At 71.8% G+C, this 21,577-nt stretch carries 20 protein-coding genes and 1 pseudogene; 12 read left to right on the forward strand and 9 right to left on the reverse strand.

The window, feature by feature from the left end; all coding sequences use genetic code 11:
* The 3 genes and pseudogenes from ACIRPX_RS19805 to ACIRPX_RS19815 form a co-directional block, all read right to left on the reverse strand.
* Window positions 1-192, reverse strand: a pseudogene (locus ACIRPX_RS19805) (glycoside hydrolase family 16 protein); the annotation flags it as partial.
* Between the two features lie 149 nt (window positions 193-341).
* Window positions 342-884 carry a VanZ family protein gene (locus ACIRPX_RS19810; RefSeq protein ID WP_404196377.1) on the reverse strand — a complete coding sequence of 181 codons (543 nt, stop codon included), beginning with the start codon at window positions 882-884 and terminating at the stop codon, window positions 342-344.
* A 288-nt stretch (window positions 885-1,172) separates the two neighbouring features.
* On the reverse strand, window positions 1,173-1,835 hold the full coding sequence (locus tag ACIRPX_RS19815; protein ID WP_404195962.1) for a DUF4230 domain-containing protein: 663 nt from the start codon (window positions 1,833-1,835) through the stop codon (window positions 1,173-1,175).
* Window positions 1,836-2,030: 195 nt separating this feature from the next.
* On the opposite strand from ACIRPX_RS19815, the gene ACIRPX_RS19820 reads away from it, so the two are divergent.
* Window positions 2,031-2,591, forward strand: coding sequence for a hypothetical protein (locus ACIRPX_RS19820; protein WP_404195964.1), 561 nt, complete (start codon window positions 2,031-2,033; stop codon window positions 2,589-2,591).
* Window positions 2,588-3,076, forward strand: coding sequence for a cytochrome P450 (locus ACIRPX_RS19825; RefSeq protein ID WP_404195967.1), 489 nt, complete (start codon window positions 2,588-2,590; stop codon window positions 3,074-3,076). Before ACIRPX_RS19820 ends, ACIRPX_RS19825 begins: the two co-directional genes overlap by 4 nt.
* Before the next feature lie 32 nt (window positions 3,077-3,108).
* Here the strand turns inward: ACIRPX_RS19825 and otr(A) are convergent, their stop codons facing one another.
* On the reverse strand, window positions 3,109-4,974 hold the full coding sequence (gene otr(A), locus ACIRPX_RS19830; protein WP_404195969.1) for a tetracycline resistance ribosomal protection protein Otr(A): 1,866 nt from the start codon (window positions 4,972-4,974) through the stop codon (window positions 3,109-3,111).
* Between the two features lie 192 nt (window positions 4,975-5,166).
* Between otr(A) and ACIRPX_RS19835 the strand changes: the two genes are divergently transcribed.
* Window positions 5,167-6,120 (forward strand): ribose-phosphate diphosphokinase, encoded by a 954-nt coding sequence (locus ACIRPX_RS19835; RefSeq protein ID WP_404195972.1) that lies wholly within the window; start codon window positions 5,167-5,169, stop codon window positions 6,118-6,120.
* A gap of 66 nt (window positions 6,121-6,186) precedes the next feature.
* Window positions 6,187-7,380, forward strand: a complete 1,194-nt coding sequence (tuf, locus tag ACIRPX_RS19840; RefSeq protein ID WP_404195975.1) for an elongation factor Tu — start codon at window positions 6,187-6,189, stop codon at window positions 7,378-7,380.
* Window positions 7,381-7,421: 41 nt separating this feature from the next.
* Here tuf and ACIRPX_RS19845 read toward each other — a convergent pair whose 3' ends face one another.
* On the reverse strand, window positions 7,422-7,802 hold the full coding sequence (locus tag ACIRPX_RS19845; RefSeq protein WP_404195978.1) for an anti-sigma factor antagonist: 381 nt from the start codon (window positions 7,800-7,802) through the stop codon (window positions 7,422-7,424).
* A gap of 207 nt (window positions 7,803-8,009) precedes the next feature.
* Entirely contained in the window at window positions 8,010-8,447 is a 438-nt protein-coding gene (locus ACIRPX_RS19850; protein WP_404195981.1) for a MarR family winged helix-turn-helix transcriptional regulator, read from the reverse strand.
* 115 nt (window positions 8,448-8,562) lie between these two features.
* Here ACIRPX_RS19850 and ACIRPX_RS19855 point away from each other — a divergent pair, with 115 nt between their 5' ends.
* The gene (locus ACIRPX_RS19855; RefSeq protein ID WP_404195983.1) at window positions 8,563-10,017 is read left to right on the forward strand and encodes an aldehyde dehydrogenase family protein; all 1,455 of its coding nucleotides are present in this window, start codon (window positions 8,563-8,565) and stop codon (window positions 10,015-10,017) included.
* Window positions 10,018-10,057: 40 nt separating this feature from the next.
* On the forward strand, window positions 10,058-11,164 hold the full coding sequence (locus ACIRPX_RS19860; protein ID WP_404195986.1) for an NAD(P)-dependent alcohol dehydrogenase: 1,107 nt from the start codon (window positions 10,058-10,060) through the stop codon (window positions 11,162-11,164).
* A gap of 18 nt (window positions 11,165-11,182) precedes the next feature.
* On the opposite strand, the gene ACIRPX_RS19865 is transcribed toward ACIRPX_RS19860, so the two are convergent.
* A complete protein-coding gene (locus tag ACIRPX_RS19865) occupies window positions 11,183-12,133 on the reverse strand; it encodes an NADP-dependent oxidoreductase (protein ID WP_404195989.1) in 951 nt (316 codons plus the stop codon).
* A gap of 71 nt (window positions 12,134-12,204) precedes the next feature.
* Between ACIRPX_RS19865 and ACIRPX_RS19870 the strand changes: the two genes are divergently transcribed.
* Window positions 12,205-13,164 carry a GlxA family transcriptional regulator gene (locus ACIRPX_RS19870; protein WP_404195992.1) on the forward strand — a complete coding sequence of 320 codons (960 nt, stop codon included), beginning with the start codon at window positions 12,205-12,207 and terminating at the stop codon, window positions 13,162-13,164.
* A gap of 241 nt (window positions 13,165-13,405) precedes the next feature.
* Here the strand turns inward: ACIRPX_RS19870 and ACIRPX_RS19875 are convergent, their stop codons facing one another.
* Window positions 13,406-14,647 (reverse strand): PucR family transcriptional regulator, encoded by a 1,242-nt coding sequence (locus tag ACIRPX_RS19875; protein WP_404195994.1) that lies wholly within the window; start codon window positions 14,645-14,647, stop codon window positions 13,406-13,408.
* Between the two features lie 318 nt (window positions 14,648-14,965).
* Between ACIRPX_RS19875 and ACIRPX_RS19880 the strand changes: the two genes are divergently transcribed.
* The 5 genes from ACIRPX_RS19880 to ACIRPX_RS19900 are packed head-to-tail and all read left to right on the forward strand — an operon-like array spanning window position 14,966 to window position 19,349.
* Window positions 14,966-16,732, forward strand: coding sequence for an ATP-binding protein (locus ACIRPX_RS19880; RefSeq protein WP_404195997.1), 1,767 nt, complete (start codon window positions 14,966-14,968; stop codon window positions 16,730-16,732).
* Between the two features lie 5 nt (window positions 16,733-16,737).
* The gene (locus ACIRPX_RS19885) at window positions 16,738-17,148 is read left to right on the forward strand and encodes a roadblock/LC7 domain-containing protein (protein ID WP_030043913.1); all 411 of its coding nucleotides are present in this window, start codon (window positions 16,738-16,740) and stop codon (window positions 17,146-17,148) included.
* Window positions 17,145-17,516 carry a DUF742 domain-containing protein gene (locus ACIRPX_RS19890; protein ID WP_384267462.1) on the forward strand — a complete coding sequence of 124 codons (372 nt, stop codon included), beginning with the start codon at window positions 17,145-17,147 and terminating at the stop codon, window positions 17,514-17,516. The genes ACIRPX_RS19885 and ACIRPX_RS19890 overlap by 4 nt, the downstream gene beginning before the upstream one ends.
* Window positions 17,497-18,102 carry an ATP/GTP-binding protein gene (locus ACIRPX_RS19895; protein ID WP_384267465.1) on the forward strand — a complete coding sequence of 202 codons (606 nt, stop codon included), beginning with the start codon at window positions 17,497-17,499 and terminating at the stop codon, window positions 18,100-18,102. Before ACIRPX_RS19890 ends, ACIRPX_RS19895 begins: the two co-directional genes overlap by 20 nt.
* Window positions 18,099-19,349, forward strand: a complete 1,251-nt coding sequence (locus ACIRPX_RS19900; RefSeq protein ID WP_404196001.1) for a cytochrome P450 — start codon at window positions 18,099-18,101, stop codon at window positions 19,347-19,349. The genes ACIRPX_RS19895 and ACIRPX_RS19900 overlap by 4 nt, the downstream gene beginning before the upstream one ends.
* 126 nt (window positions 19,350-19,475) lie before the next feature.
* Here ACIRPX_RS19900 and ACIRPX_RS19905 read toward each other — a convergent pair whose 3' ends face one another.
* Window positions 19,476-21,182, reverse strand: coding sequence for a hypothetical protein (locus ACIRPX_RS19905; RefSeq protein ID WP_404196004.1), 1,707 nt, complete (start codon window positions 21,180-21,182; stop codon window positions 19,476-19,478).
* Between the last annotated feature and the right edge of the window lie 395 nt (window positions 21,183-21,577).

Raw genomic sequence — 21,577 nt, forward strand, 5'->3', positions numbered from 1 at the left:
GTCGCCGGTCTCGGTCTGCCATTTCGATGCGTCGACGGCGGCGCCGGCGGGTCCGTCGAAGGTGTCGGAGAACGCGACAGCGGCGGCGGACGCGGGGGGTTCCGCCTGCGCCGTGCCCGTCGCCGCGGCGCCGACCAGGGCGAGGGGCAGGGTGGCGTAGAGAGTTCTGCGGAGCAGGCGTGGGGAAGCCACGGCTCTCCCTTCCGTCGGCATCCGTGTGACGGGTGTGCCGACCGTGGTGGGGGTGAAGGGTCGCCTCTTGATTTAAGAAGTGAGGTAAGAACCGCGTCAAGACCCTGGTACGGACCAAAGGTTGAAGGGTGCGCGGGGGCGCCCGGCCCTCAGGCCCGGCGCTCCCGCGCGTGCACCGCCCGGCTCATCCGGCGCCCCAGCAGCACGTAACCGATCAGCGCGCCGGTGGTGTTGAGGATGACGTCGTCGATGTCGAAGGCGCGACCGGTGATCAGCGCGCCCTGGGCGAACTCCACCAGAAGCATGACCAGAGCGGTCAGCATCAGCACCCGCAGCAGCCCCTGGGCGCGCGGGGCGACGACCGGGACGAGGATGCCGAACGGCACGCCCAGCACGATGTTTCCGCCGACCTGCTTGACGGCGTCGCGCAGCGCCGGCTGATCCAGATACGCGTGCAGCGAGCGCCCCGGATGCAGATTGGTGTGGGCGAGCGCCGCCGACGCGGGGGACGGCTCCAGCGTCAGCCGGGCCAGCACCACGGCGAACGCCACCATGAACCCGAAGGCGCACACCATCGCGAGCAGCCGGATCGGAAAGGCCACGACATGCCGGTCACGCGGGGCCGGCCGCGTCCCGCTCCCCGCCTTGCCCGCCCTGCCGGACTTCGCGGCCTTGGTTGATTTCCCGAACAGGCCGAGCCCGCCGGTCCGGCCGGCCGTGGTGCTCCGGCCGGCCTTGCCCGTCGTGCCGGCCTTGCCCGTCCGGCCGTTCTTCGTGCTCCGGCCGGACTTGGTGGTCTTGGTGGTCTTGGCGGTCTTGTCGGACTTGGTCGTACGCAGGCGCCATGCCGAACGTGGTCCCAAGGCTGCCCGGGCCATGTGCTTCTCCATTCTTCAACTTCCCCGTGATGCATCGCGGTTACCCGCTCGACGACCGAGAATGCGGCCCCTTCGGCGGCACTGCCGGCAGGACCCACCCGGTCAGCCGCCGTAGGTCACGCGCACCTCCTTGAAGCCCAGGGAGTGCAGCAGGCCCCGCAGCATGTCGGTGGTGTTGGTCTCGGCACGCTTGGTCAGGCCGCTCTCCTTGGCCGCGTCGCCGATGTGCTTCACCGCGAGTTTCTGGACGGCCTGTTCGCTGTTGGGGTTGTCCGAGAACAGATCGCCGAGGCGGTCCAGGAGTCCGCGCTGCTTGGAGACGGCGTAGGAGCGGTCGGGGTCGAGAGCCGGCTTGCCGAGTGCCGCGTGCGGCAGCCGGAGCGTGGCGGACGTACGGTCGCCGTTGACCGTCACGTCGCCCTTGCCGACCTTGCCCAGGTCGACATAGGCGTCGACGGTCCCCGCCCCGATGTACAGCGTGCGGGAACCGCGGATCGCGTCGGGCAGGAACTTGGTGTCCTTCTCCAGGTCCACGACGACCTGGAAGTTGCCGGAGGCGGCGTCGTAGCGGCTCATGTCCTGGATGGACTGCAGAAGTGCCGGTCCCGAGCGGTCGTGCGTCTGTGTGCCGAACAGGTCCTTGAGGCCGGGGACCAGACTCAGCCGGATTCCGGCGAAGAACACCACGAGCACCAGCACGACGGCGCTCACCGCCTTCGCCCAGCCGGGCATGCGCCTGGACACGCGCCTGATGGGAGTCGTCATGCGACGGCCCTCCTTCCTACAGTTCCGGATGCCCCCCAAAACCCGTGTCAGACCGAGCCGTTGGCCGATCGGCACTCCTGACGGGGGCATACGGGGCGCACTGGGGGGTGTCTGACAATTCCCGTCGTCCGCCCGGAGGGCGGGCACCGCGGCGTCTGGCTCGTGACCCGCTACGCCGATGCACGTCAGGTACGCATGGACGCCCGGTTCGGCAGAAGTTCGCTGTACGCCGACGACGCACCGCACCTGCTCGTCGTGCCGAACCTGCTGGACGCCCCGGACGCCATGGCCAACCTCGACGGCGCACCGCACCGACGGCTGCGCGGCACCGTGCAGCGGGCGTTCATGCCCCGCGCGATCGCCCGCCGGCGGCCGTGGGTCGCCTCGGTCGTCGAAACGCTCCTCGACGCGTTCGCCGAGAGGGAGCGTCCCGCCGACGTCGTCGAGGGGTTCACCCGCCCGCTCCCCGTGTCGGTGATCTGCCGGCTCATGGGCCTGGACGGTCCGGACCGCGAGCGCATCCGCCACCGGGCCGACCACGCGCTCTCCGGCGGTGGCCACCCGCGTGAGGAAGTCGTCGCCGCCATGCGGGAGTTCGGGGCGTTCGGCGCCGGCCTGGTCGCCGAGCGGCGCAGGTCTCCCGGCGACGACCTGGTCAGCAGCCCGGTGGCGGCGGGCGACACCCCCGCATCGAGGAACGGCAGCTGGTACGCCTGGTCTGCGGGCCGGTGGTGGCCGGGCACGAGACGACGATGACCGCGCTCGGCAATCTCGTCGTCCACCTCCTCACCGACGCCCAGGACGCCTGGCCCGGTCTCGCCGTGGACGAGGAGACGGCGGCCGACGCCGCCGAGCAGCTGCTGCGCGCCGTCCCACTGAGCGAGGGGCGGGTCCTGCCCGGTCTTCTCCGGCGCGCCGTCGAGGACACCGAGGCCGGCGGCGTGACGATCCCGGCGGGCGCCGTGGTCGCCGCGCGGACCGGCTCCGCCAGCCGCGGCCCCGACGTCTTCCCGCCGGGGCCGCCGGACCCCTTCACCCCGCTGACCTCACCCACCGTGATCTTCGGTGCCGGCCCCCACCACTGCCTCGGCGCCTGGCTCGCCCGACTGGAACCGGGCCTCGCCCTGCACCGCCTGTCCGCCCGCTTTCCCGGCCTGCGCGCGGAGTTCACGCCCGGGACGATCGAGTGGCGGGAGGGCGGGATGACCCGGAGTCCCCGCAGGCTGCCCGTGTCGTGGTGAGCCACGGCCGTCCGGCGGCCCGGTGAAGGGCCTCAGCGCGAGCGCAGTTCACGATCGCCGCAGGGCCGTGACCACCACACCCCCTCGCCGTGCGTGAGCCCGGGCAGCCGCAGCTCCACCTCGCGCACCCGCCGGGCCGGCAGCTCGCCGGTGATCACCCACGCCGTGGAGCCGCCGGTGGTGCCGGTGAACTCCGCCCCGCACGAGGCGAGGTGTGCGGTCACCGGGGCCAGCGCCGCCGGCGGCACCTCGGTCTCGAACGCCTGGTACGGCTCGTACAGCCGCGTCCCCGCCCGCTTCAGCGCGCTGCGGAGCACGATCGGGGTGAGCCCCCGGAAGTCGGCGGCCGTACTGACGGGCGAGCAGTAGCCGGAGCGGATCAGCGTGACCCGGTAGTCGGTCACGGACGCGCCGGTGAGACCGGTCTCCATGTCCGTGCGCACCGTGTCCTCGATGGCCTGGTGGAAGGCGCGCGGCAGTGCGCCGAGTTCCGTCTCGTAGGCGAACACCCCGCCCGAGCCGAGGGGGCCCGGCTCGACCCGCAGCCCGATCGTCGCCCAGTACCGGGTGCCGCGGTGCCACGGCAGCTCCTCGGTGGCCTCGCCGACGCCCCGCGGTCGCTCCAGCAACCGTACGCGGCCGGGCTCGAAGTCCGCCTCGACGCCGAAGTCCTGCACGAGGGTGGCCGCGAGTACCTCCATCTGCACCTCGCCGTACAGCAGCAGGGCCGTGCCGCCGTCGGCCGCGGGGCGGGCATGGATCAGCGGGTCCTGGTCGGCGAGGCGGAGCAGGGCGGCGCGGAGGCGGGCCGACTGCTCGGGGCGCCGGGCGCGCACCAGCGTCTCCAGCGTCGGCGGCGCGAACTGCGGGGCCCGCTCGCCGAGCGCTCCCAGCCGGTCGCCGACGCGCACACCCCGCAGACCGGTGAGGGCCCCGATGTCCCCCGCGGTGAGCGCCGGCCCGCTGCCGCCGAGCACGTCGAGACCGGTCGGCCGGCCGGCCACCTCCGTCGTGCGCCCGTCGGCCTCACGCCGGAGCAGCTTGAGGCGCTGACGCGGTGTCACCTCACCGTCGTAGAGGCGCAGATAGGCGGTCCGCTGGCCGGACGGTCCGGTCCGTACGGCGAAGACCGTGCCGCGCGGGTCCGCGCCCGTGCTGGCGGGGGCCGGCGGGATCAGCCCGGTCAGGGCCTCGACGAGTTCGGCGACGCCCTGGCCGCCGAGGGCCGAGCCGAACAGGACCGGGTGGAACGAGCCGTCGGCGGTCCGCGCGGCGAGTGCCTTGCGCACCTCGTCCGGTGTCGGCCCGGGGCCGTCCACCACGGCCGCGAGGAGGTCCGGGTCGACCTCGGCGAGCGCCTCGGCCAGCAGCGGGTCCCCGGGCGGGCGGAGCGTCACGCGGGCGTCGGCGGTCCCGATGCCCGTCACGTCCGTCAGCGGTGCGACGCACGGCGTCAGCAGGCGCCGGATGTCCGCCAGCAGCCCGGCGGACCGGGCGCCCGTACGGTCGATCTTGTTGACGTGCACGAGCGTGGGCAGCCGCAGCCGGCGCAGCGTCCTCATCAGGACCCTCGTCTGCGCCTGCACGCCCTCGACGGCGGACAGCAGCAGCACCGCGCCGTCCAGGACCTCCAGGGCGCGCTCCACCTCGGCGACGAAGTCCGAGTGGCCGGGCGTGTCGATGAGGTTGATCCTGGTGTCGCCGACGCAGAGCGCGGCGACGGCGGAGCGGACGGTGATGCCGCGCTGCCGCTCGATCTGCCCGTCGTCCGTACGGGTGTCGCCGGCGTCGACGCTGCCGAGCCGGTCGATCACTCCGTGGTCGAACAGCAGCCGCTCGGTCAGGCTGGTCTTACCCGCGTCGACGTGGGCGAGAATTCCGATGTTCAGGGTGGGCATGCGAAGTCGAGTCCTCGAGAACCGTGGGCCGGTGGGGGCGCTGGTGGATTCCGAGGAGTCGGCGCATGGGATCTCCCGAGGTGGACGAACGCGTACGGCCACATGATGGCGTGCCGCCCGCGGCGGAGCGCAACCGGATTTTCCGCGGTCAGTAGCATGAAACCCCCGACATGATCATGCGAGGAGCGGATCGTGCGTGACATCTCCGTCTTCAGCGGCAGCGCCCACCCCGAGCTCGCCGCGGAGGTCTGCGCCCATCTCGGCGTGCCGCTCAGCCCCACCCGGGTCAGCCGTTTCGCCAACGACTGCCTGGAGGTGCAGCTCCAGGCCAACTGCCGCGAGCGCGACGTCTTCCTGATCCAGCCGCTGGTCCGGCCGGTCCAGGAGCACCTCGTGGAGCTGCTGCTGATGTGCGACGCGGCCCGCGGCGCCTCGGCGGCGCGCATCACCGTCGTCATGCCGCACTACTCCTACGCCCGCTCCGACAAGAAGGACGCGCCCCGTATCTCGCTGGGCGGACGGCTGGTCGCGGACCTGATGGTGGCGGCGGGCGCCGGCCGGGTGCTGGCGATGACCCTGCACGCGCCGCAGGTGCACGGCTTCTTCTCGGTGCCGGTGGACCATCTGCACGCCCGGCGTGAACTGGCCCAGCACTTCCGGCAGTACGACCTCTCCCGTACCACGGTGGTCTCGCCGGACCTCGGCAACGCCAAGGAGGCGGCCGCCTTCGCGCGGATGATCGGCGCCCAGGTGGCCGCCGGCGCCAAGCAGCGCTTCGCCGACGACCGGGTCTCCATCAGCTCGGTGATCGGCGAGGTCACGGGCCGCGACGTCATCGTCCTCGACGACGAGATCGCCAAGGGCAGCACGGTCCTGGAGCTGCTGCAGCGGCTCAGGGAGCTGGAGCCGCGGTCCATCCGGGTCGCCTGCACCCACGGACTCTTCGCGGCGGGGGCGCTCAAGCGGATCGGCGAGCAGCCCGACGTCCTGGAGATCGTGTGCACCAACACCGTGCCGGTGTCCGAGGAGGAGCGCACCGGGAAACTGCGGATCCTGTCCATCGCGCCCGCCCTCGCCGAGGCGGTGCGCCGCATTCACAACGGCGAGTCCGTCAGTGCCCTGTTCGACGCGCCGCGAAGCGAATAGACATGAGGGAGGAGCAAGGCTCGGCGTCCCGGTGACGCCTCACCCAGGTGACCAGGAGGGCTTGCAGTGGCGAAGGCGAAGTTCGAGCGGACCAAGCCGCACGTGAACATCGGCACCATCGGTCACATCGACCACGGCAAGACGACGCTCACGGCGGCCATCACGAAGGTGCTGCACGACAGGTTTCCGGATCTGAACCCGTTCACGCCCTTCGACCAGATCGACAAGGCGCCCGAGGAGCGGCAGCGCGGCATCACGATCTCGATCGCCCATGTCGAGTACCAGACCGAGCGCCGGCACTACGCGCACGTCGACTGCCCCGGACACGCGGACTACATCAAGAACATGATCACGGGCGCGGCGCAGATGGACGGCGCGATCCTGGTGGTCGCGGCCACGGACGGGCCGATGCCGCAGACCAAGGAACATGTGCTGCTGGCCCGGCAGGTGGGCGTGCCGTACATCGTCGTGGCCCTGAACAAGACCGACATGGTCGACGACGAGGAGATCCTCGAACTCGTCGAGCTGGAGGTGCGCGAGCTGCTGACCGAGTACGAGTTCCCCGGCGACGAGGTCCCGGTCGTCAAGGTCTCCGCGCTCAGGGCCCTGGAGGGCGACGCGCAGTGGACGCGGTCGGTCCTGGACCTGATGGAGGCCGTGGACTCGGCGGTCCCCGAGCCGCAGCGCGACGTGGACAAGCCGTTCCTCATGCCGATCGAGGACGTCTTCACGATCACCGGCCGCGGGACCGTCGTCACCGGCCGGATCGAGCGCGGGGTGCTGCACGTCAACCACGAGGTCGAGATCATCGGAATCCACGAGCAGAAGACCAGGACGACCGTCACCGGCATCGAGATGTTCCGCAAGCTGCTCGACGAGGGCCGGGCCGGGGAGAACGTCGGACTGCTGCTGCGCGGTGTCAGGCGCGACGAGGTGGAACGCGGTCAGGTCGTCATCAAGCCCGGGACGGTCACTCCGCACACGGAGTTCGAGGGGCAGGCGTACATCCTGTCGAAGGACGAGGGCGGACGGCACACGCCGTTCTTCGAGAACTACCGCCCGCAGTTCTACTTCCGCACCACGGACGTGACCGGCGTGGTGACGCTGCCCAAGGGCACCGAGATGGTCATGCCCGGCGACAACACCAGCGTGCACGTGCAGCTGATCCAGCCCATCGCCATGGAGGAGGGCCTGAAGTTCGCCATCCGCGAGGGCGGCCGTACGGTCGGCGCCGGACAGGTGACGAAGATCCTCAGGTAGCCGAAGGTCTCACGTGGCGGTACGGGTGAGGGCGGTGACCGTCACACCGACCCGGACGTGGCTTCGGGCTGGCCCAGGGCCGCGTCCAGGGTCGGGTGCGCCGGCAGCAGCCGGGACAGGCCGGTCACCCGCATGATGCGCAGGGTCAGCGGATGCGTGCAGACGAGCCGCAGCTCGCCGTCCTGCTCCAGGAGCCGGGCACGCGCACGGTAGACCAGCCGCAGCCCGGAGCAGTCGAAGAAGCCGACCTGGGTCAGGTCGATCACCAGACGGACGCCGGGGTGCGCCGTCACCCGGTCCAGGTACGGTGCGATCTCCAGGGCCGCGGCGATGTCGATCTCGCCACGCAGTTCGAGCACCGTATGCCCTCGGTCCTGGTGGACCCGCAGATGCCGGGTGAGCGGCGCGGGTTCCTGGTGCACGACGACATCGCCTCCAACCTGCTCCGTCCGCTGCGGTGTTGCAGGTCACCGGGGGCCGGGGTGACATCGTGCAGCGAGCCTAGCCAGCGCGGGCGAGCCCCCGGGTCCCCAGCGAGCGCAAATTCGTTTTCCGTCCAGCAAGTTACCCTCGTTGGAGCGAATTTGAGCATGTTCGGTTGACATATGTCTGTGAATTGCGCTGAACCCTCACGACAACGCGTGCCAGGACGTGGAAAGTGCCTGGCGGAACTGCTCGGTCTGACGCGTGGTGAGATCGCGCACCATCCGCTCCTCGAGCCGGCGGACGGGGTCCGCGTGCCGGGCGAGGACCTGGCGCCCGTCGTCGGTGAGCAGGATCAGCAACTCGCGGCGGCTGTGCGGATTGCGCTCCCGGCGCACCAGCCCGCGGCTCTCCAGGGACCGTACGAGATCGGCGATGGACTGGGCGGTGACGAACGAGTCGCGGGCGAGCTGTGCGGCGGACAGTCCGTCGTGCCGCTCCAGGACCGTGAGCGCGGTGTACTGCAGCGCGGTGATCCCCGACGGTCTGACCAGCTCGTCCAGGTGGGCACGCACCACCAACTCCACCTGCTTGACCATGTAGAGCAGTGACGGGGACTCCTTGGCCGCCTGTGCTTCGAGCATGACTTCAGCCTAGAGCATTGACAGGAATCCTGTCTGTATCGACACTGCACGACAGAATCCAGATCGGCAGGAATCCTGTTACTTGAAACCTTGGGTACAACGTTGAGGAGCGGCGATGACCACCTTCCAGACCGAACCGGGCCGGCTCTTCGTCGGGGGACGGTGGCGCGAGGCCGCCGACGGGGCGCGCACCGAGGTGGTCGACCCGTCCCGGGGCGCGGTCGTCACCACGGTCGCGGAGGCGGGCGCCGCCGACGTGGACGCGGCGGTGCGTGCCGCGCGTACGGCCTTCGACGACGGCGCCTGGTCCGGCCTCAGCGGCCGTGAGCGCGGCCGCGTCCTGCACCGCGTCGCCGAGCTGATCCGGGAGAACGCCGACGACCTCGCCCGGCTGGAGAGCCTGGACGTCGGCAAGCCCCTCGCGCTGTGCCATGCCGTCGACGTGACCAACGCGGCCCACGACTACGAGTACTTCGCCGCCCTCGCCCACTCCCTCGACGGCTCGGTCCGCGACACACCCATGAACGCCCTCGCGTACACCAGGCGCGAGCCGCTCGGGGTGGTCGCCGCGATCACCCCGTTCAACTTCCCGCTGATCCTCGCCGGTTCGAAGATCGCCCCCGCGCTGGCCGCGGGCAACACCGTGGTGCACAAGCCCGCCGACGAGACCCCGCTCAGCGCCCTCCGCATGGCCCGGCTGCTCCAGGAGGCGGGCGTGCCGGACGGGGTCGTCAACGTGGTCACCGGCACCGGCCCGGTGGCGGGCGAGGCGCTGCTGCGCCACGGCGGCGTCGACAAGATCGCCTTCACCGGCTCCACCGCGACCGGCCGCCATGTGGCGCGCGTGGCCGGTGAGGCCCTCAAGCCCGTCACCATGGAACTCGGCGGGAACGCCGCCCACCTCGTCTTCGAGGACGCCGACCTGGAAACGGCCGTCGCCGCGATCATCAAGGCGTTCGTCTTCAACACCGGCCAGTTCTGCATGGGCGGCCCGCGGCTGCTCGTCGCCCGCCCGGTCCACGACACCCTGCTCGGCATCCTCGCCGACGCCGTGCCGGGGGTGCCGGTGGGCGACCCCCGGCGGCCCGGGACCGTCGTCGGCCCGATGGCGGGGGAGCGGCACCTGAAGAAGGTCGAGGAGTACGTCGCCCTGGCCCGCGCCGAAGGCGGCCGCATCGTCTGCGGCGGGGAGCGGCTCGACCTCGACGGCGGCTACTACTACAGGCCCACGGTCGTCGCCGGTCTGCCCGGCGACTCCCGGGTCGTCCAGGAGGAGATCTTCGGCCCGGTCCTCACCGTGCAGCCCTTCGACACCGAGGACGAGGCGGTCGAGCTCGCCAACTCCACGCCGTACGGCCTGGCTTCGGGCATCCAGACGCAGAACCTCGCCCGCGCCCACCGCGTCGCCGGCCGCCTCCAGGCGGGCATCGTGTGGATCAACGACTGGGCGCTGCTCGACCCCGCGGTGCCCTTCGGCGGCGTCAAGGACTCCGGTTTCGGCCGTGAGTACGGGCCCGAGGCGCTCGCCGCGTACACCAAGGTCAAGTCCGTCGTCGTCGCACTCGGCTGAGTCCGGCCGAAACCACCGCATGAACAAGGGAGTTCATACGATGTCCCGCATCACCCGTGCCGCGGTCGTCGAGTCCGCGGGCGCGCCCTTCACCCTCGCCGACGTCGAGCTCGACGCGCCCGGACCCCATGAGGCCGTGGTCCGCATGGCGGCCGCCGGTCTGTGCCACACCGATCTCGGCGTCGCCGACGGCGCACTGCCCTTCCCGCTGCCCGGCGTGCTCGGCCACGAGGGCGCCGGCGTCGTCGAGGCCGTCGGCCCCGCGGTGACCGGCGTGGCCCCGGGCGACCACGTCGTGCTGTCCTTCACCTCCTGCGGCGCGTGCCGCGACTGCCGGGGCGGCCACCCCGCCTACTGCGCGACCTGGCTGCCGCTGAACCTGCTGGGCGGCCGCCGCGCCGACGGCACCAGCACCGTGCACCGCGACGGCACGGCGCTCGGCGGCCACTTCTTCGGCCAGTCCTCCTTCGCCGAGCGGGCGTTGGCGGACGAGCGGAGCCTCGTCAAGGTCGACGCGGACCTGCCGCCGGAGACGCTCGCGCCACTCGGCTGCGGCGTGCAGACCGGAGTGGGTGCCGTCTGGAACGTGCTGAAGCCGGCCACCGGCGCCACCGTCGTCGTCCTCGGTGCCGGCGCCGTCGGTCTGTCCGCCGTGATGGCCGCCGCCCTGACCCCGGCGACCCGCGTCGTCGCCGTCGACCGGGTGAGTGAACGCCTCTCCCTGGCACGGGAACTGGGCGCCACCCACACCGTCGACAGCGCGGACACCGACCTCGGCGAGGCACTCGCGGAGATCACCGGCGGGCGGGGCGCCGACGGCGTCGTGGAGACGACCGGCAACGCCGCCGTGCTGCGCCGGGGCGTGGACGCGCTCGGCGCGCGGGGCACCGCGGTGGTGATCGGCGCCCCGCCGTTCGGCACCGAAGTCGCCCTGGACGTCAACGGGTTGCTCGGCGGCAAGCGGATCGTCGGCCTGACCCTCGGCGACACCGAGACGCAGACCTTCATCCCGGCCCTGGTCCCTCTGGTGCGGGACGGCAGGCTGCCGTTGCACCGCCTGATCAGCACCTATCCGTTCACGGAGATCGACCAGGCGGTACGGGACATGCGCGCGGGCAAGGCGATCAAGCCCGTGCTCCTGTTCTGATGTGCTGAGCGCGCGGACTCAGTCCATCACGAGGACCAGCTTTCCGGACGTACGGCCCGTCTCGCCGAGCCGGTGCGCCTCGGCGGCCTCGGCCAGCGGGAAGGTGCCGGCGATCTCGGGGCGCAACTTGCCCGCCTCCACCAGCTCCGTGATCGCCTCCAGGCCGCTGTGGGACGCGTCGACGAGCATGCGCACCGCACGGACGCCGAGCCGCTCGGCCTCCCTGGGGAAGTCGTCCGAGCCGATCGGAATGATCGAGACGACGATCCCGCCCGGGCGCAGCACCCGCAGCGAGCGCAGGGCGGTGTCGCCGCCGAGCGTGTCCAGGACCACGTCCACGTCCTTGACGGCCTCGGCGAAGTCCGTCTCCCGGTAGTCGACCGTCTCGTCCGCGCCGAGCCCGCGCAGGAACGCGTGCTTGCCCGCGCTGGCGGTGCCGATCACGTACGCGCCTCGCGCCTTGGCGATCTGCACCGCCACATGGCCGACCCCGCCCGCCGCGGCATGGACCAGCACCCGCTGCCCCGGCCGCACGTCGGCGTACTCGACCAGGGCCTGCCACGCGGTCAGCGAGACCAGCGGCAGGGCGCCCGCCCGGGGGTGGTCGAGCGAGGCGGGCTTGGGGGCGAACCAGCGTGCCGGAGCGCTCACGTACTCGGCGTGCGAGCCGTGGCCGAAGGGGTACGACAGCATGCCGTAGACCTCGTCGCCGGGCCGGAAGCGGGCGACGCCGATGCCGACCGCCTCGACCACGCCCGAGACGTCCCACCCCAGGACGAAGGGCGGCTCGCCCAGGAATCCGCCGGTCGCGCGGTGCTTCCAGTCGGTCGGGTTGACGCCGGCGGCGCGGACTCGGACCAGTACCTCGTTGGTGCGCGGCTCGGGGCGCGGCAGCTCCACGTCCTTCAGGACCTCGGGACCGCCGAGGACGTCCTGGCTGATGGCTCGCATCGTGTTCACAGTGCTCATGGTGAACCAGCCTGCCGGGGCCCGCCCGGCAGGGAAATGGCACGATTGCCAACCTTCGATAAGATCGTGCCATGCGTGGTGAACGACAGGTGGAACGGGTCGTCGTCCTGGCCCTCGACGGCGTCTATCCCTTCGAGCTGGGCATCCCCAGCCGGATCTTCGGCGCGGCCGACGGGCGGTACGAGGTGCTGACCTGCTCCGTCGACGGCCGGCCGGTGCGCAGCTGCGCCGACTTCACGATCGGCGTCGAGCACGGACCGGAGGTCCTGGACACGGCCGACACGGTGGTGGTCGCCGCCATGCCCCCCTCGCACATCCCCGCCGAGCTGCCCCCGGAGGTCGCCGCCGCGCTCGCCCGCATCCGGCCGGACGCCCGTATCGTCTCCATCTGCACGGCCGCCTTTGTGCTGGCGGCGGCCGGCCTGCTGGAGGGCCGCAGGGCCACCACGCACTGGCAGGTGACCGACCACTTCCGGCGGCGCTACCCGCATGTCGAGGTCGACCCCGACGTCCTCTTCGTGCACGACGGCCGCATCCTCACCTCGGCCGGCGCCGCGTCCGGCGTCGACGTCTGCCTGCACATCGTGCGCACCGACCACGGCAGCGAGCTGGCCAACGCGGTCGCCCGCCGCTGCGTCGTACCGCCGTTCCGGGACGGCGGCCAGGCGCAGTACATCGAGCAGCCGGTCCCGCAGAGCGGGGCCGCGAGCACCGCCGCGACCCGGGCGTGGGCCCTGGAGCGGCTGGACGAGCCGCTCTCGCTGGCCGAGCTGGCCGGCCACGCCCGGATGAGCCTGCGCACCTTCGCCCGCCGCTTCAACGAAGAGGTCGGTCTCAGTCCCGGCCGCTGGCTCGTCCAGCAGCGCGTCGCCCGGGCCCGGCACCTGCTGGAGTCCAGCGACCTCTCGGTGGACCAGATCGCCGGCCGTGTCGGCTTCGCGACGGGTGCCTCGCTGCGGCAGCATCTGCACGCGGCGATCGGGGTGTCGCCGCAGGCCTACCGGCGCACGTTCCAGGCGGCCGCGCGCTGAGCCACGGGGCGCGGCCCGCGTGCCAGTGCCGTGGCCGGGACGGTTCGCCGAGCCGGCGAACCGTCCCGCTCGCAGCGCTGGTGCTGTGGCCGGGACGGTTCACCGGCTCGCGACGCCCGGCACGGCGCCCCGCCGCGTTGTCGCATCGCCCGAGTACATCCAGTACACGGGCGATGCCCCGCCTCGCGATGCACCGCACGGGACGTGGCGAGCTTCCCGGTGAACCGTCCCGGCCACAGCACTAGGCACTGTTCACGGCCGGACGCCGGGCCACGGCCGCGCCCCGGCGCAGCTCCAGCGCGCGCAGGGCCAGCTGCATCTCGAACTGGGCCTTCGGGTCGTGCAGTTGGGCGCCGAACAGTTCGTCCAGCTGGCGCATCCGGTAGCGCACCGTCTGGGCGTGCACGGCCAGGCGGACGGCCACCTCGCTGGCGTTGCGGCCGCACTGCAGCCAGCTGAGCAGGGTCTCCGCGAGCCGTTCGCGCTGCGGCGGGCGCACCTGCTCCAGCGGCCGCAGCCGGTGCTCGGCCATCGCGTCGACCAGGGCGTCGTCGCGCAGCAGCAGCAACGTGGTCAAGTGGTCCTGGCAGCGCACCATTCCGGTCTCGGCGAGAACGCCCCGGCGCATCAGGCCCAGCGCCTCGGACGCCCAGCGCTGCGACCGCGCACCGTCCTGGAGCGCCACGGTCGGGCCCATCGCGGCCCGCAGTCCCTGCAGCGCTCCCGCCAGGGCCCGTACCCGGCCGGGCCCCTCGGGGTCCGGCACCACCAGCACGGCCGGCCGGACGTCGAACCGGGCGAGGAACTCGGGCGCCACGATCGGCTGCGAGCCCGCCTTGGGGCAGTGGTCGAGCGCGACGACCGCCAGCGCGCGCGGCACCGGCCAGCGCGCGCTGCGCGCCAGGTCCGCGATCGCCTCCACCGAGGCGGGCGGATCCGCGGTGAGCAGGTCGATCAGCCGCGTACGGCGCTGCTGCAGTTCACCGGCCGCGTGCAGTCGTGCCTCCGTGAACCCGGCGGTCGTCGCGGCGGCCATCTCGTCCAGGTGCAGGAACAGCGCCTCGCCGAAGGCGGCCAGCACGTTGCGCGGCAGCAGGTCGGCATCGACCAGCGCGTTCACCCGCCGCCACGTCATCCGCGCGCCCAGCCGCAGCGCCGACTGGAACGAGTCGAGGCTGCGGCCCTCCTCGGCCTCGCCGCGGCCGATGCGCCGGTACGTCGCCTTCACCGGCTCCCAGTCCGTGTCGGGCTTCGCCATCCGCTCCAGGAAACCCTGCAGCGCGTGGTCCACGCCCCGGTGCACGCCCTGCATGTAGGTGTCGTCGGCGGGACGCGCGTACTCGGGGATCTCGGTCCTGATCGCCTCGACGACCTCCTCGGTGATGTCGGCGAAGAACGGTCTGAGGTGGTGGTGCAGGTCCGCCGGCAGCGCGTTGAACGCGCTGCCCGGCTCAGCGACCGGCACAGCGGCTCTCTTCGGCACGGCCGCGACAATACCCGTCAGTAATCCCTCAGGGCCTATCAGCGGCGCACAGGTATGGAGCCGGCTCTTGTCATCGCACGACAAGTGCTTCGGTCTGCAAAGGTATTTGTCGATGTGTGGGCCGCTGGCTGAGAGTGATGGAACCCTCACTTCCGCAGCGTGGACGAGGTTGATCCTTTCGACGTCAAACCCGATAAGCTCCCCTACGGCGCTGCGAGTTGACGCGACCGCCGTCCGTCGTCCCGCCGTGCGTATGCATGAAGTGCCCTTCCCCCTTGCACACCCCCTTGTTCGAACGTGTCGCTTGTAAGGATGCAGATGGAACTCGCCACTCCGCCGCCGGCGGCGCGGGCCCCTGTCGCCTGGTACAGCTGGTGGCTGATGCCACTGGCCTTAGGAGGCGGGACGGTTGCCGCGACGTTCATGAGCTCCGAGCGAATAGCCGCCGGCGTCGCCGGTGTAGCAGCCACCGCCGCGAGCGCCGTATGTGTACGGCTGCTGATCCGCACCCGCACGCAGCTGAGCCGCACCGAGGGCTCCTTCCGCTCCTCGCAGGCCGAGCACTCTCAGCAGTGGCAGCAGCATGTCGCGGTCCTGGAGCGTAAGTTCACCGCCGAGCGCGGTTCGCTGGAGGCCCAGCTCACCGACCAGTCCGACGCCTACGAGGCCCGCCTCGCCGAGCAGGGCTCGTCGTACGAGGCCCAACTCGCCGAGCAGAGCCGGACGTTCGAGGAGCGGCTGGCTGAGCAGGCCGCCTCCCACGAGGCGCGGCTGGCCGAGCAGGCCGACGGCTGGCAGGAGCAACTGGCCCACCAGCAGGACGCCGTGGCCCGCCTCGCGAACGAGCAGCTGCCCGACGCGCTGAAGCAGCTGCGCGCCGGCGACGCCATCGACGACCTGCTGCCCGAGCCCAACCAGTGCGCCAAGGTCGGCGCCGACCTCCAGGCCGATCTGCGCAAGGTGCTGCGCACCGCCCTCATCGGTGTCGAGGAGGAGTTCAACCGCTCGACCTCCGCCGAACAGGCCGTCATCAGCATCGGCAACCGCATCCACGTCCTGACCAGCAAGCTCCGCGGCCGGCTGCACGAGATGCAGGGCGAGCACGGCCGGCTGCCGGCCGTCGCCCAGGGCCTGATGCAACTCGACCAGGAGCTCGGCCCCGCCGACTCGCTCGCCGCCAGCATCGGCGTGCTCGGCGGCTCGGACCGGCCCGGACGCCAGTGGCAGGAGCCGCAGCGCCTGCTGAGCGTGGTCCGCGGCGGCATCGGCCGGATCAAGGACTTCCACCGCATCGAGGTCCGCCACCTGCCCGAACTCGGCGTCGACGGCGGTCTGGTGGACCATCTGACGCTGATCTTCTCGCAGCTCCTGGACAACGCCGCACGCTACTCGCCGCCCAGCGAGCCCGTGCTCGTCTCCGGCAAGGAGGTGCCCAACGGCGTCGGCATCGAGATCCAGGACTCCGGCAAGGGCCTGAGCGAGGAGAAGAAGCGTGAGGCCGAGGAGGCCCTGACCGGCACCGCCGCCGGGCCGGGCATCGGCGGCATCTCCGAGGACGCCAACATCGGTCTGCGTGTCGTCGGCGCGCTCGCCCGCCGCTACGGCATCCGCGTCACGTTCGCCGACTCGCCCTGGCTCGGCACCTCGGTGGTGATCGTGGTTCCCCACAAGTACTTCAGTCCGCTGCCCGCGGCCACGGGGGCCACGGCGCCCACGACGGCCACCGCGGCGAGCCCGGCGGCCCAGCACGCCGCGGCCGCACCGGTGTTCACGGCGGCGTCCGTCGAGCCCGTGACCGACCCCTCCGAAGCGGTGGACACCACGCCGGGCGGGCTGCCCCGGCGCCGCAGCAGGCGGAACGATCCGGTGCGGCACCAGTCGGCCGAGCACTCCGAGCGGACCGAGGAGACCACCGTCTCCACCATCCCCCCGGACGCCTCGTTCACCGGCCTCGCCGCCTTCGCCACCGCCGGCCGTACGCCCGGCGCGGAGGCCGGCCCGGAAGCCGCCACGGAGACCATCACGGAGGAGACGGCGCCCGCCGGGCCCGAGTCCACCGAGCACCGCACTGAAGAGAGCGACTAGTCCTCATGACGCAACAGGGAACCGACGTGAGCTGGGCGCTCCGCGACCTGGTCGAGTCCATCCCCGAGATCCGCTTCGCGCTCGTGGCCTCCAGTGACGGCAAGGCCATCACCTCCTTCGGCGCCGAAGACCCCGACGACGTCGACCGGTTCGCCGCGGTGGTGGCCGGGCTGCAGGCACTGGCCCAGCCGGTCGCCGAGCAGTTCCCCAAATACGCGGGGCAGCTCAGGCTGGCCATGATCGAGGTCGACGGCGGCCACCTCTTCGTCGTACGCGCCGGTGTGGAGACCTATCTCGGGGTCCTTGCCCGGGAAGGCCTCGACCAGGGACTGCTCGGACACCAGATGAGGGATCTGGCCCGCAGGATGGGGGAGCTCCTCGGCACCACTCCGCGCCTGGAGGAGCACTCTGGATGAGTGCTCCCCGCCGGCCCACCGACCCGTCCGGTCTCGAGCGGTACTACGTCCTCACGGGCGGACGCAGCGGACCGGGCGGTTCGGCGTCGAGCCTCGACGTCGCGACCCTCATCGTCTCCGCGACCGCGCCCGCACCGGGCATGCAGCACGAGCACGAGGAGATCGTCCGGCGCTGCCGCGATCCGCTGTCGGTGGCCGAACTCGGCGCCCACCTCGGATTGCCCTTCAACATTCTCGCGGTGCTGCTGGCGGATCTGCTCGAGGCAGGCCGCGTCGAAGCCCGTGATCCCATCCCGGCGCACGACGCCGGTCGCGGGCCCGACCTCGCGCTCCTTGAGGAGGTACTCAGTGGACTTGAACGGCTTTGACCATCCCGGCCGCCCGGCCGCCGGGGGAACCCGCTCGGTGAAGGTGATGATCGCCGGCGGCTTCGGCACGGGGAAGACCACCATGGTCCGCTCGGTCAGCGACATCAAGCCGCTGACCACCGAGGAGACGCTCACCCAGGCCAGCGCCGACGTCGACCATCTCATCGGCGTCGCGGACAAGACGGAGACGACCGTCAGCCTGGACTTCGGCAAGATCAGCCTCAACGACAGCCTGATGCTGTACCTCTTCGGGACGCCGGGGCAGGAACGCTTCTGGTTCCTGTGGAACGGCCTGTTCAAGGGGGCGCTCGGCGCGGTGGTCCTCGTCGACACCCGGCGTCTGGCCTCCAGTTTCCGGGCGATCGAGGAGATGGAGCGGCAGAACGTGCCGTTCGTCGTCGCCCTGAACGTCTTCCCCGACTCCAAGGACTACCCGGTCGAGGAGATCCGCGACGCCCTCGACATCCCCGAACACATCCCGGTCGTGGCCTGCGACGCCCGCGACCGGGCGTCCAGCCGCGACGTACTCGTCGCGCTGATCCACCATCTGAAGGACCGATCGGCCGTCGCACTGGAGTCCCGATGAACGCCCAGCCCTTAAACGGCCCCGACACCCCGGGCGGCTGCCCCGTCGCCCACGGCGACGCCGACCTCACCCGGCTGTTCGGGCCGGAGGCGTCGACGGACCCGCTCGGCATCTACGAGCGGCTGCGCAAGGAGCACGGGTCCGTGGCGCCGGTCCTGCTCGAGGGCGACGTCCCCGCCTGGCTGGTGCTCGGCTACCGCGACAACCGGCGGGTGCTCGACAATCCACGCCAGTTCAGCCGGGACGCGCGGATCTGGCGGGACTGGCGGGAGGGGCGTGTTTCCGAGACGTCACCGCTGATCCCGATGGTCGGCTGGCGGCCCGACTGCGTCTCCCAGGACGGCGAACCGCACCGCCGGCTGCGCGGCGCGGTCACCGACGGGCTGCTGGCGGCGTCCAGCCGCGGCGTGCGGCGACACGCCACGTTCTTCGCGAACAAGCAGATCGACGCGTTCGCCGACGCCGGGCGCGCCGACCTGGTGGCCGACTACACCGAGCACCTGCCGATGCTCGTGCTCACCCGGATCCTGGGCCTTCCCACGGCGGACGGGCTGCGCCTGGTGGAGTCCTGCGCCCAGGTCTTCAAGGGCGGGGAGGGCGCCCTCGAGCACAACGACCGGATCATGCAGATCCTCGCGCAACTCGCCGAGCGCAAGCGGGCCGAGCCGGGCGCCGACTTCGCCACGGCCCTGCTGGAGCACCCGGCCGGCCTCGACCACGACGAGGTCGTCAGCCATCTGCGCCTGGTCCTGATCGCCGCCCACACGACCACCAGCAATCTGCTGGCCCGTGTCCTGCAGCTGATCCTCACCGACGCCGCCCGGCTGTCCGGTCTGGTTGGCGGGCAGCTGAACGTCTCCTCGGTGGTGGAGGAGGTCATGTGGGACACCCCGCCGCTGGCCGTGCTGCCGGGCCGGTTCGCGGCCTCCGACCTGGAGCTCGGCGGCCATCACATCCAGGAGGGAGAACTGCTCGTCCTGGGCCTGGCGGCCGGCAACCTCGACCCGGAGGTGCGGCCCGACTCGGCCGTCGTCGTGCAGGGCAACCAGTCGCACCTGGCGTTCAGCGCGGGACCGCACGAGTGCCCGGGGCAGAACATCGGCCAGTCCATCATCGAGATCGGCGTGGACGTCCTGCTGCACCGGCTGCCGGGCCTGCGCCTGGCCGTGCCGTCGGAGGAGCTGTCCTCGACCGCCTCCACCTGGGAGTCCCGGCTGGACAGCCTGCCGGTCGAGTTCTCCGTCTGACACCGTCGCTGCCCGGCCGGCGCCCCCGGCCGGGCAGCGACGTCTTCTCATGCCTCCGGCAGGCCGTTCACCGGGCGCCTTCCGCGTCGCGCGGGCCCCCGGAGGCCCGGCCGCACGGTGGAGGCATCAGCCGTCGAGCCAGTCGCCCGTGACGCCCGTGGGACGGTATCCCGTGGCGTTCCAGAGGAAGTGCGGGTGGGCGCAGCCGAACATGTAGGCGAGCAGTGTGGTGTCCTCCCTCCCGGTGCCGGGGTCGTGCAGGGTGGCGAACCTCTCGGATCCGACGACGCCGGCGTCCTGCTGGACTGCACGGGCGCGGGCCGGGGACGCCGATGCCCTCGATGCCTCCACGGCGGCGATGTAGGTGCGGCGCAAGATCTCCCACGTGCTGTCGACGTTGCCCTGCCAGGGGCCGTGCAGTGCCTCGAAGGCATGGAGCTCGGCGTCGAAGAGGGGCCAGGTCCGGGGGAACTGGTCCCGGCAGCGTGCGGACAGCTCGGCGGTCCCCGCGCTGAGCGCCTCCACGGTGGGCCGCGGAGCGATGGTGAGGCTGGTGCCGTGGGTGAGGATGCCGCTGCACGGGTTCGGCTGCAGGTCGCACAGCGCGCATCCCTCGGCCGGTGGGATGCCTTGGGTGATGCCGTCGAACCACAGGGCGTGGCGGCCCGTCAGCCCCATCCAGACGATGGTGGTGGTCATCAGCCAGGTGTTCCACATCGGGCGGTGCGCCTCGGGCATGCAGCCGTACTTGACGAGGGCTATGGCACAGGCGGCGTAGAGCGCCTTGGTGTGGCCGGGCATGTCGGCGAGCCAGAAGTTGCTGATCTCGCCGGTGAGGGCGTCGGCCCGTACGTCGGCCATGTCGTCGATGACGCGGCACAGCAGCAGCGAGGCGAGGTTCTCCTCCTGCCAGAGTTCGCTGTCGGGCGCGACGTGCCAGAACAGGCAGTCGAGCATCTGCAGGACGGAGTAGGTGCTCTGGCCGAGTGGGTTGGCCTGAGGGAGCACGACGCCGCCCGTCTGGTGCTGCTGGAGCCAGTACTCGTCGACGGATCGCTTATGGGCGGCGAAGAGTCCGGAGACCAGGGCCCGTGCGCTGTTGATGCTGAAATTCTCGGCCAGGCGGTCCTCGACGTGCCGAGTGAGGCGCGTGGTGTCGATGGTGTCGATCACGCGCTTGTATTCGTGGAAGACGAGGATGTCGTCCTCGAAGCGGTGGCGGTGGCCCAGGTCCCGTTCGAGGTCGTTCATCTGCCGGGTCCAGGACCATCCACCGGTCAGCACGCTGTCGAGTTCCCGGCGGTAGGGCCAGGTCTTGACGGTGAGGGGACGACCGGCGCTCTGCCGCCAGTCGTAGTCGCCGGGCGTGCGTGCGGGGGGTGCGGGCAGCCGACGGCACAGCGGGCAGGCGCAGGCGGCCGTCCGCTCCTGCTCGCGGGGCGGGGTGAGTGCGCGGCTCCGCCAGGCCCCTTCCAGCATCGTGCAGGTCAGCCGGCACACCTCGGCATCGGTGCCGACCTGGGGGAAGGCCGCTTCGATCACGCGCAGGCCGGCGTCGAGGCGCTCCAGCCTGGCGGCGCCCTCCTCGTCGGGCGGGAGGAACGCCGGCCGTGCCAGATGCAGCGCTCCCTCCACCTGCAGCGAGGTGCCGGAGTGGGGGGATCTGAGTGCGTCGAGCCGCTGTTGAGCGGCGTTCTGATGCCTTCGGTACTGCTCCGTGCTGCCCTTGACGCGTTCCACCAGGAGGCGCGCCAGGCTGCCCGCCGCCTCCGTGGACCGGAGCTGGGCGCTCGGCCGCGCCGGGAGCGAGCCGTCCGAGGACGTCTTCGACACGGCACCTGCGACTCGGGATTTCACACCGGTCTCCCATCAAGCTGTGTTTCTGGCAACGGAATCGACCTGCCGTGGTCGTCGGCGGGTCGGGTCCGGGAATCTTCTGCACCTGTCGCGACGGCCTCGCCGAACAGGCGGGCCCACGTGGGCGGCCGGGGGTCGTCCTGCTGCGAACGACCGTGAGGGACACGGCTGCTGTGCCGGCGAACGAGGACGCGGAGCGGATCGCCCGGCTGCCCTTCGGGCCGAACCGCCCTGTGCCCGCTCGGTCCTTGAACGCGGCGAGCCGCTCGGACACGGCGGAGCCGTCCTCGACTCCGCCGGCCTTCCCGGAACGGTCCGCCCTTGCCGAAGCGCCCCTACTGCGGGACGAGCGCTCCCGTCGCGGCCTCGGC

It is taken from the genome of Streptomyces sp. NPDC101225, assembly GCF_044767585.1.
Taxonomy (GTDB): domain Bacteria; phylum Actinomycetota; class Actinomycetes; order Streptomycetales; family Streptomycetaceae; genus Streptomyces.

Bases quoted from the DNA above. Each gene is read 5' to 3' on its own strand.
- ACIRPX_RS19825 (WP_404195967.1), top strand. From the start codon at position 2,588: ATGACCGCGCTCGGCAATCTCGTCGTCCACCTCCTCACCGACGCCCAG.
- ACIRPX_RS19900 (WP_404196001.1), top strand. From the start codon at position 18,099: ATGAACGCCCAGCCCTTAAACGGCCCCGACACCCCGGGCGGCTGCCCC.
- ACIRPX_RS19885 (WP_030043913.1), top strand. From the start codon at position 16,738: ATGACGCAACAGGGAACCGACGTGAGCTGGGCGCTCCGCGACCTGGTC.
- ACIRPX_RS19860 (WP_404195986.1), top strand. From the start codon at position 10,058: ATGTCCCGCATCACCCGTGCCGCGGTCGTCGAGTCCGCGGGCGCGCCC.
- ACIRPX_RS19855 (WP_404195983.1), top strand. From the start codon at position 8,563: ATGACCACCTTCCAGACCGAACCGGGCCGGCTCTTCGTCGGGGGACGG.
- ACIRPX_RS19880 (WP_404195997.1), top strand. From the start codon at position 14,966: ATGGAACTCGCCACTCCGCCGCCGGCGGCGCGGGCCCCTGTCGCCTGG.
- ACIRPX_RS19870 (WP_404195992.1), top strand. From the start codon at position 12,205: ATGCGTGGTGAACGACAGGTGGAACGGGTCGTCGTCCTGGCCCTCGAC.
- ACIRPX_RS19890 (WP_384267462.1), top strand. From the start codon at position 17,145: ATGAGTGCTCCCCGCCGGCCCACCGACCCGTCCGGTCTCGAGCGGTAC.
- ACIRPX_RS19815 (WP_404195962.1), bottom strand. From the start codon at position 1,835: ATGACGACTCCCATCAGGCGCGTGTCCAGGCGCATGCCCGGCTGGGCG.
- ACIRPX_RS19820 (WP_404195964.1), top strand. From the start codon at position 2,031: ATGGACGCCCGGTTCGGCAGAAGTTCGCTGTACGCCGACGACGCACCG.
- ACIRPX_RS19850 (WP_404195981.1), bottom strand. From the start codon at position 8,447: ATGCTCGAAGCACAGGCGGCCAAGGAGTCCCCGTCACTGCTCTACATG.
- ACIRPX_RS19865 (WP_404195989.1), bottom strand. From the start codon at position 12,133: ATGAGCACTGTGAACACGATGCGAGCCATCAGCCAGGACGTCCTCGGC.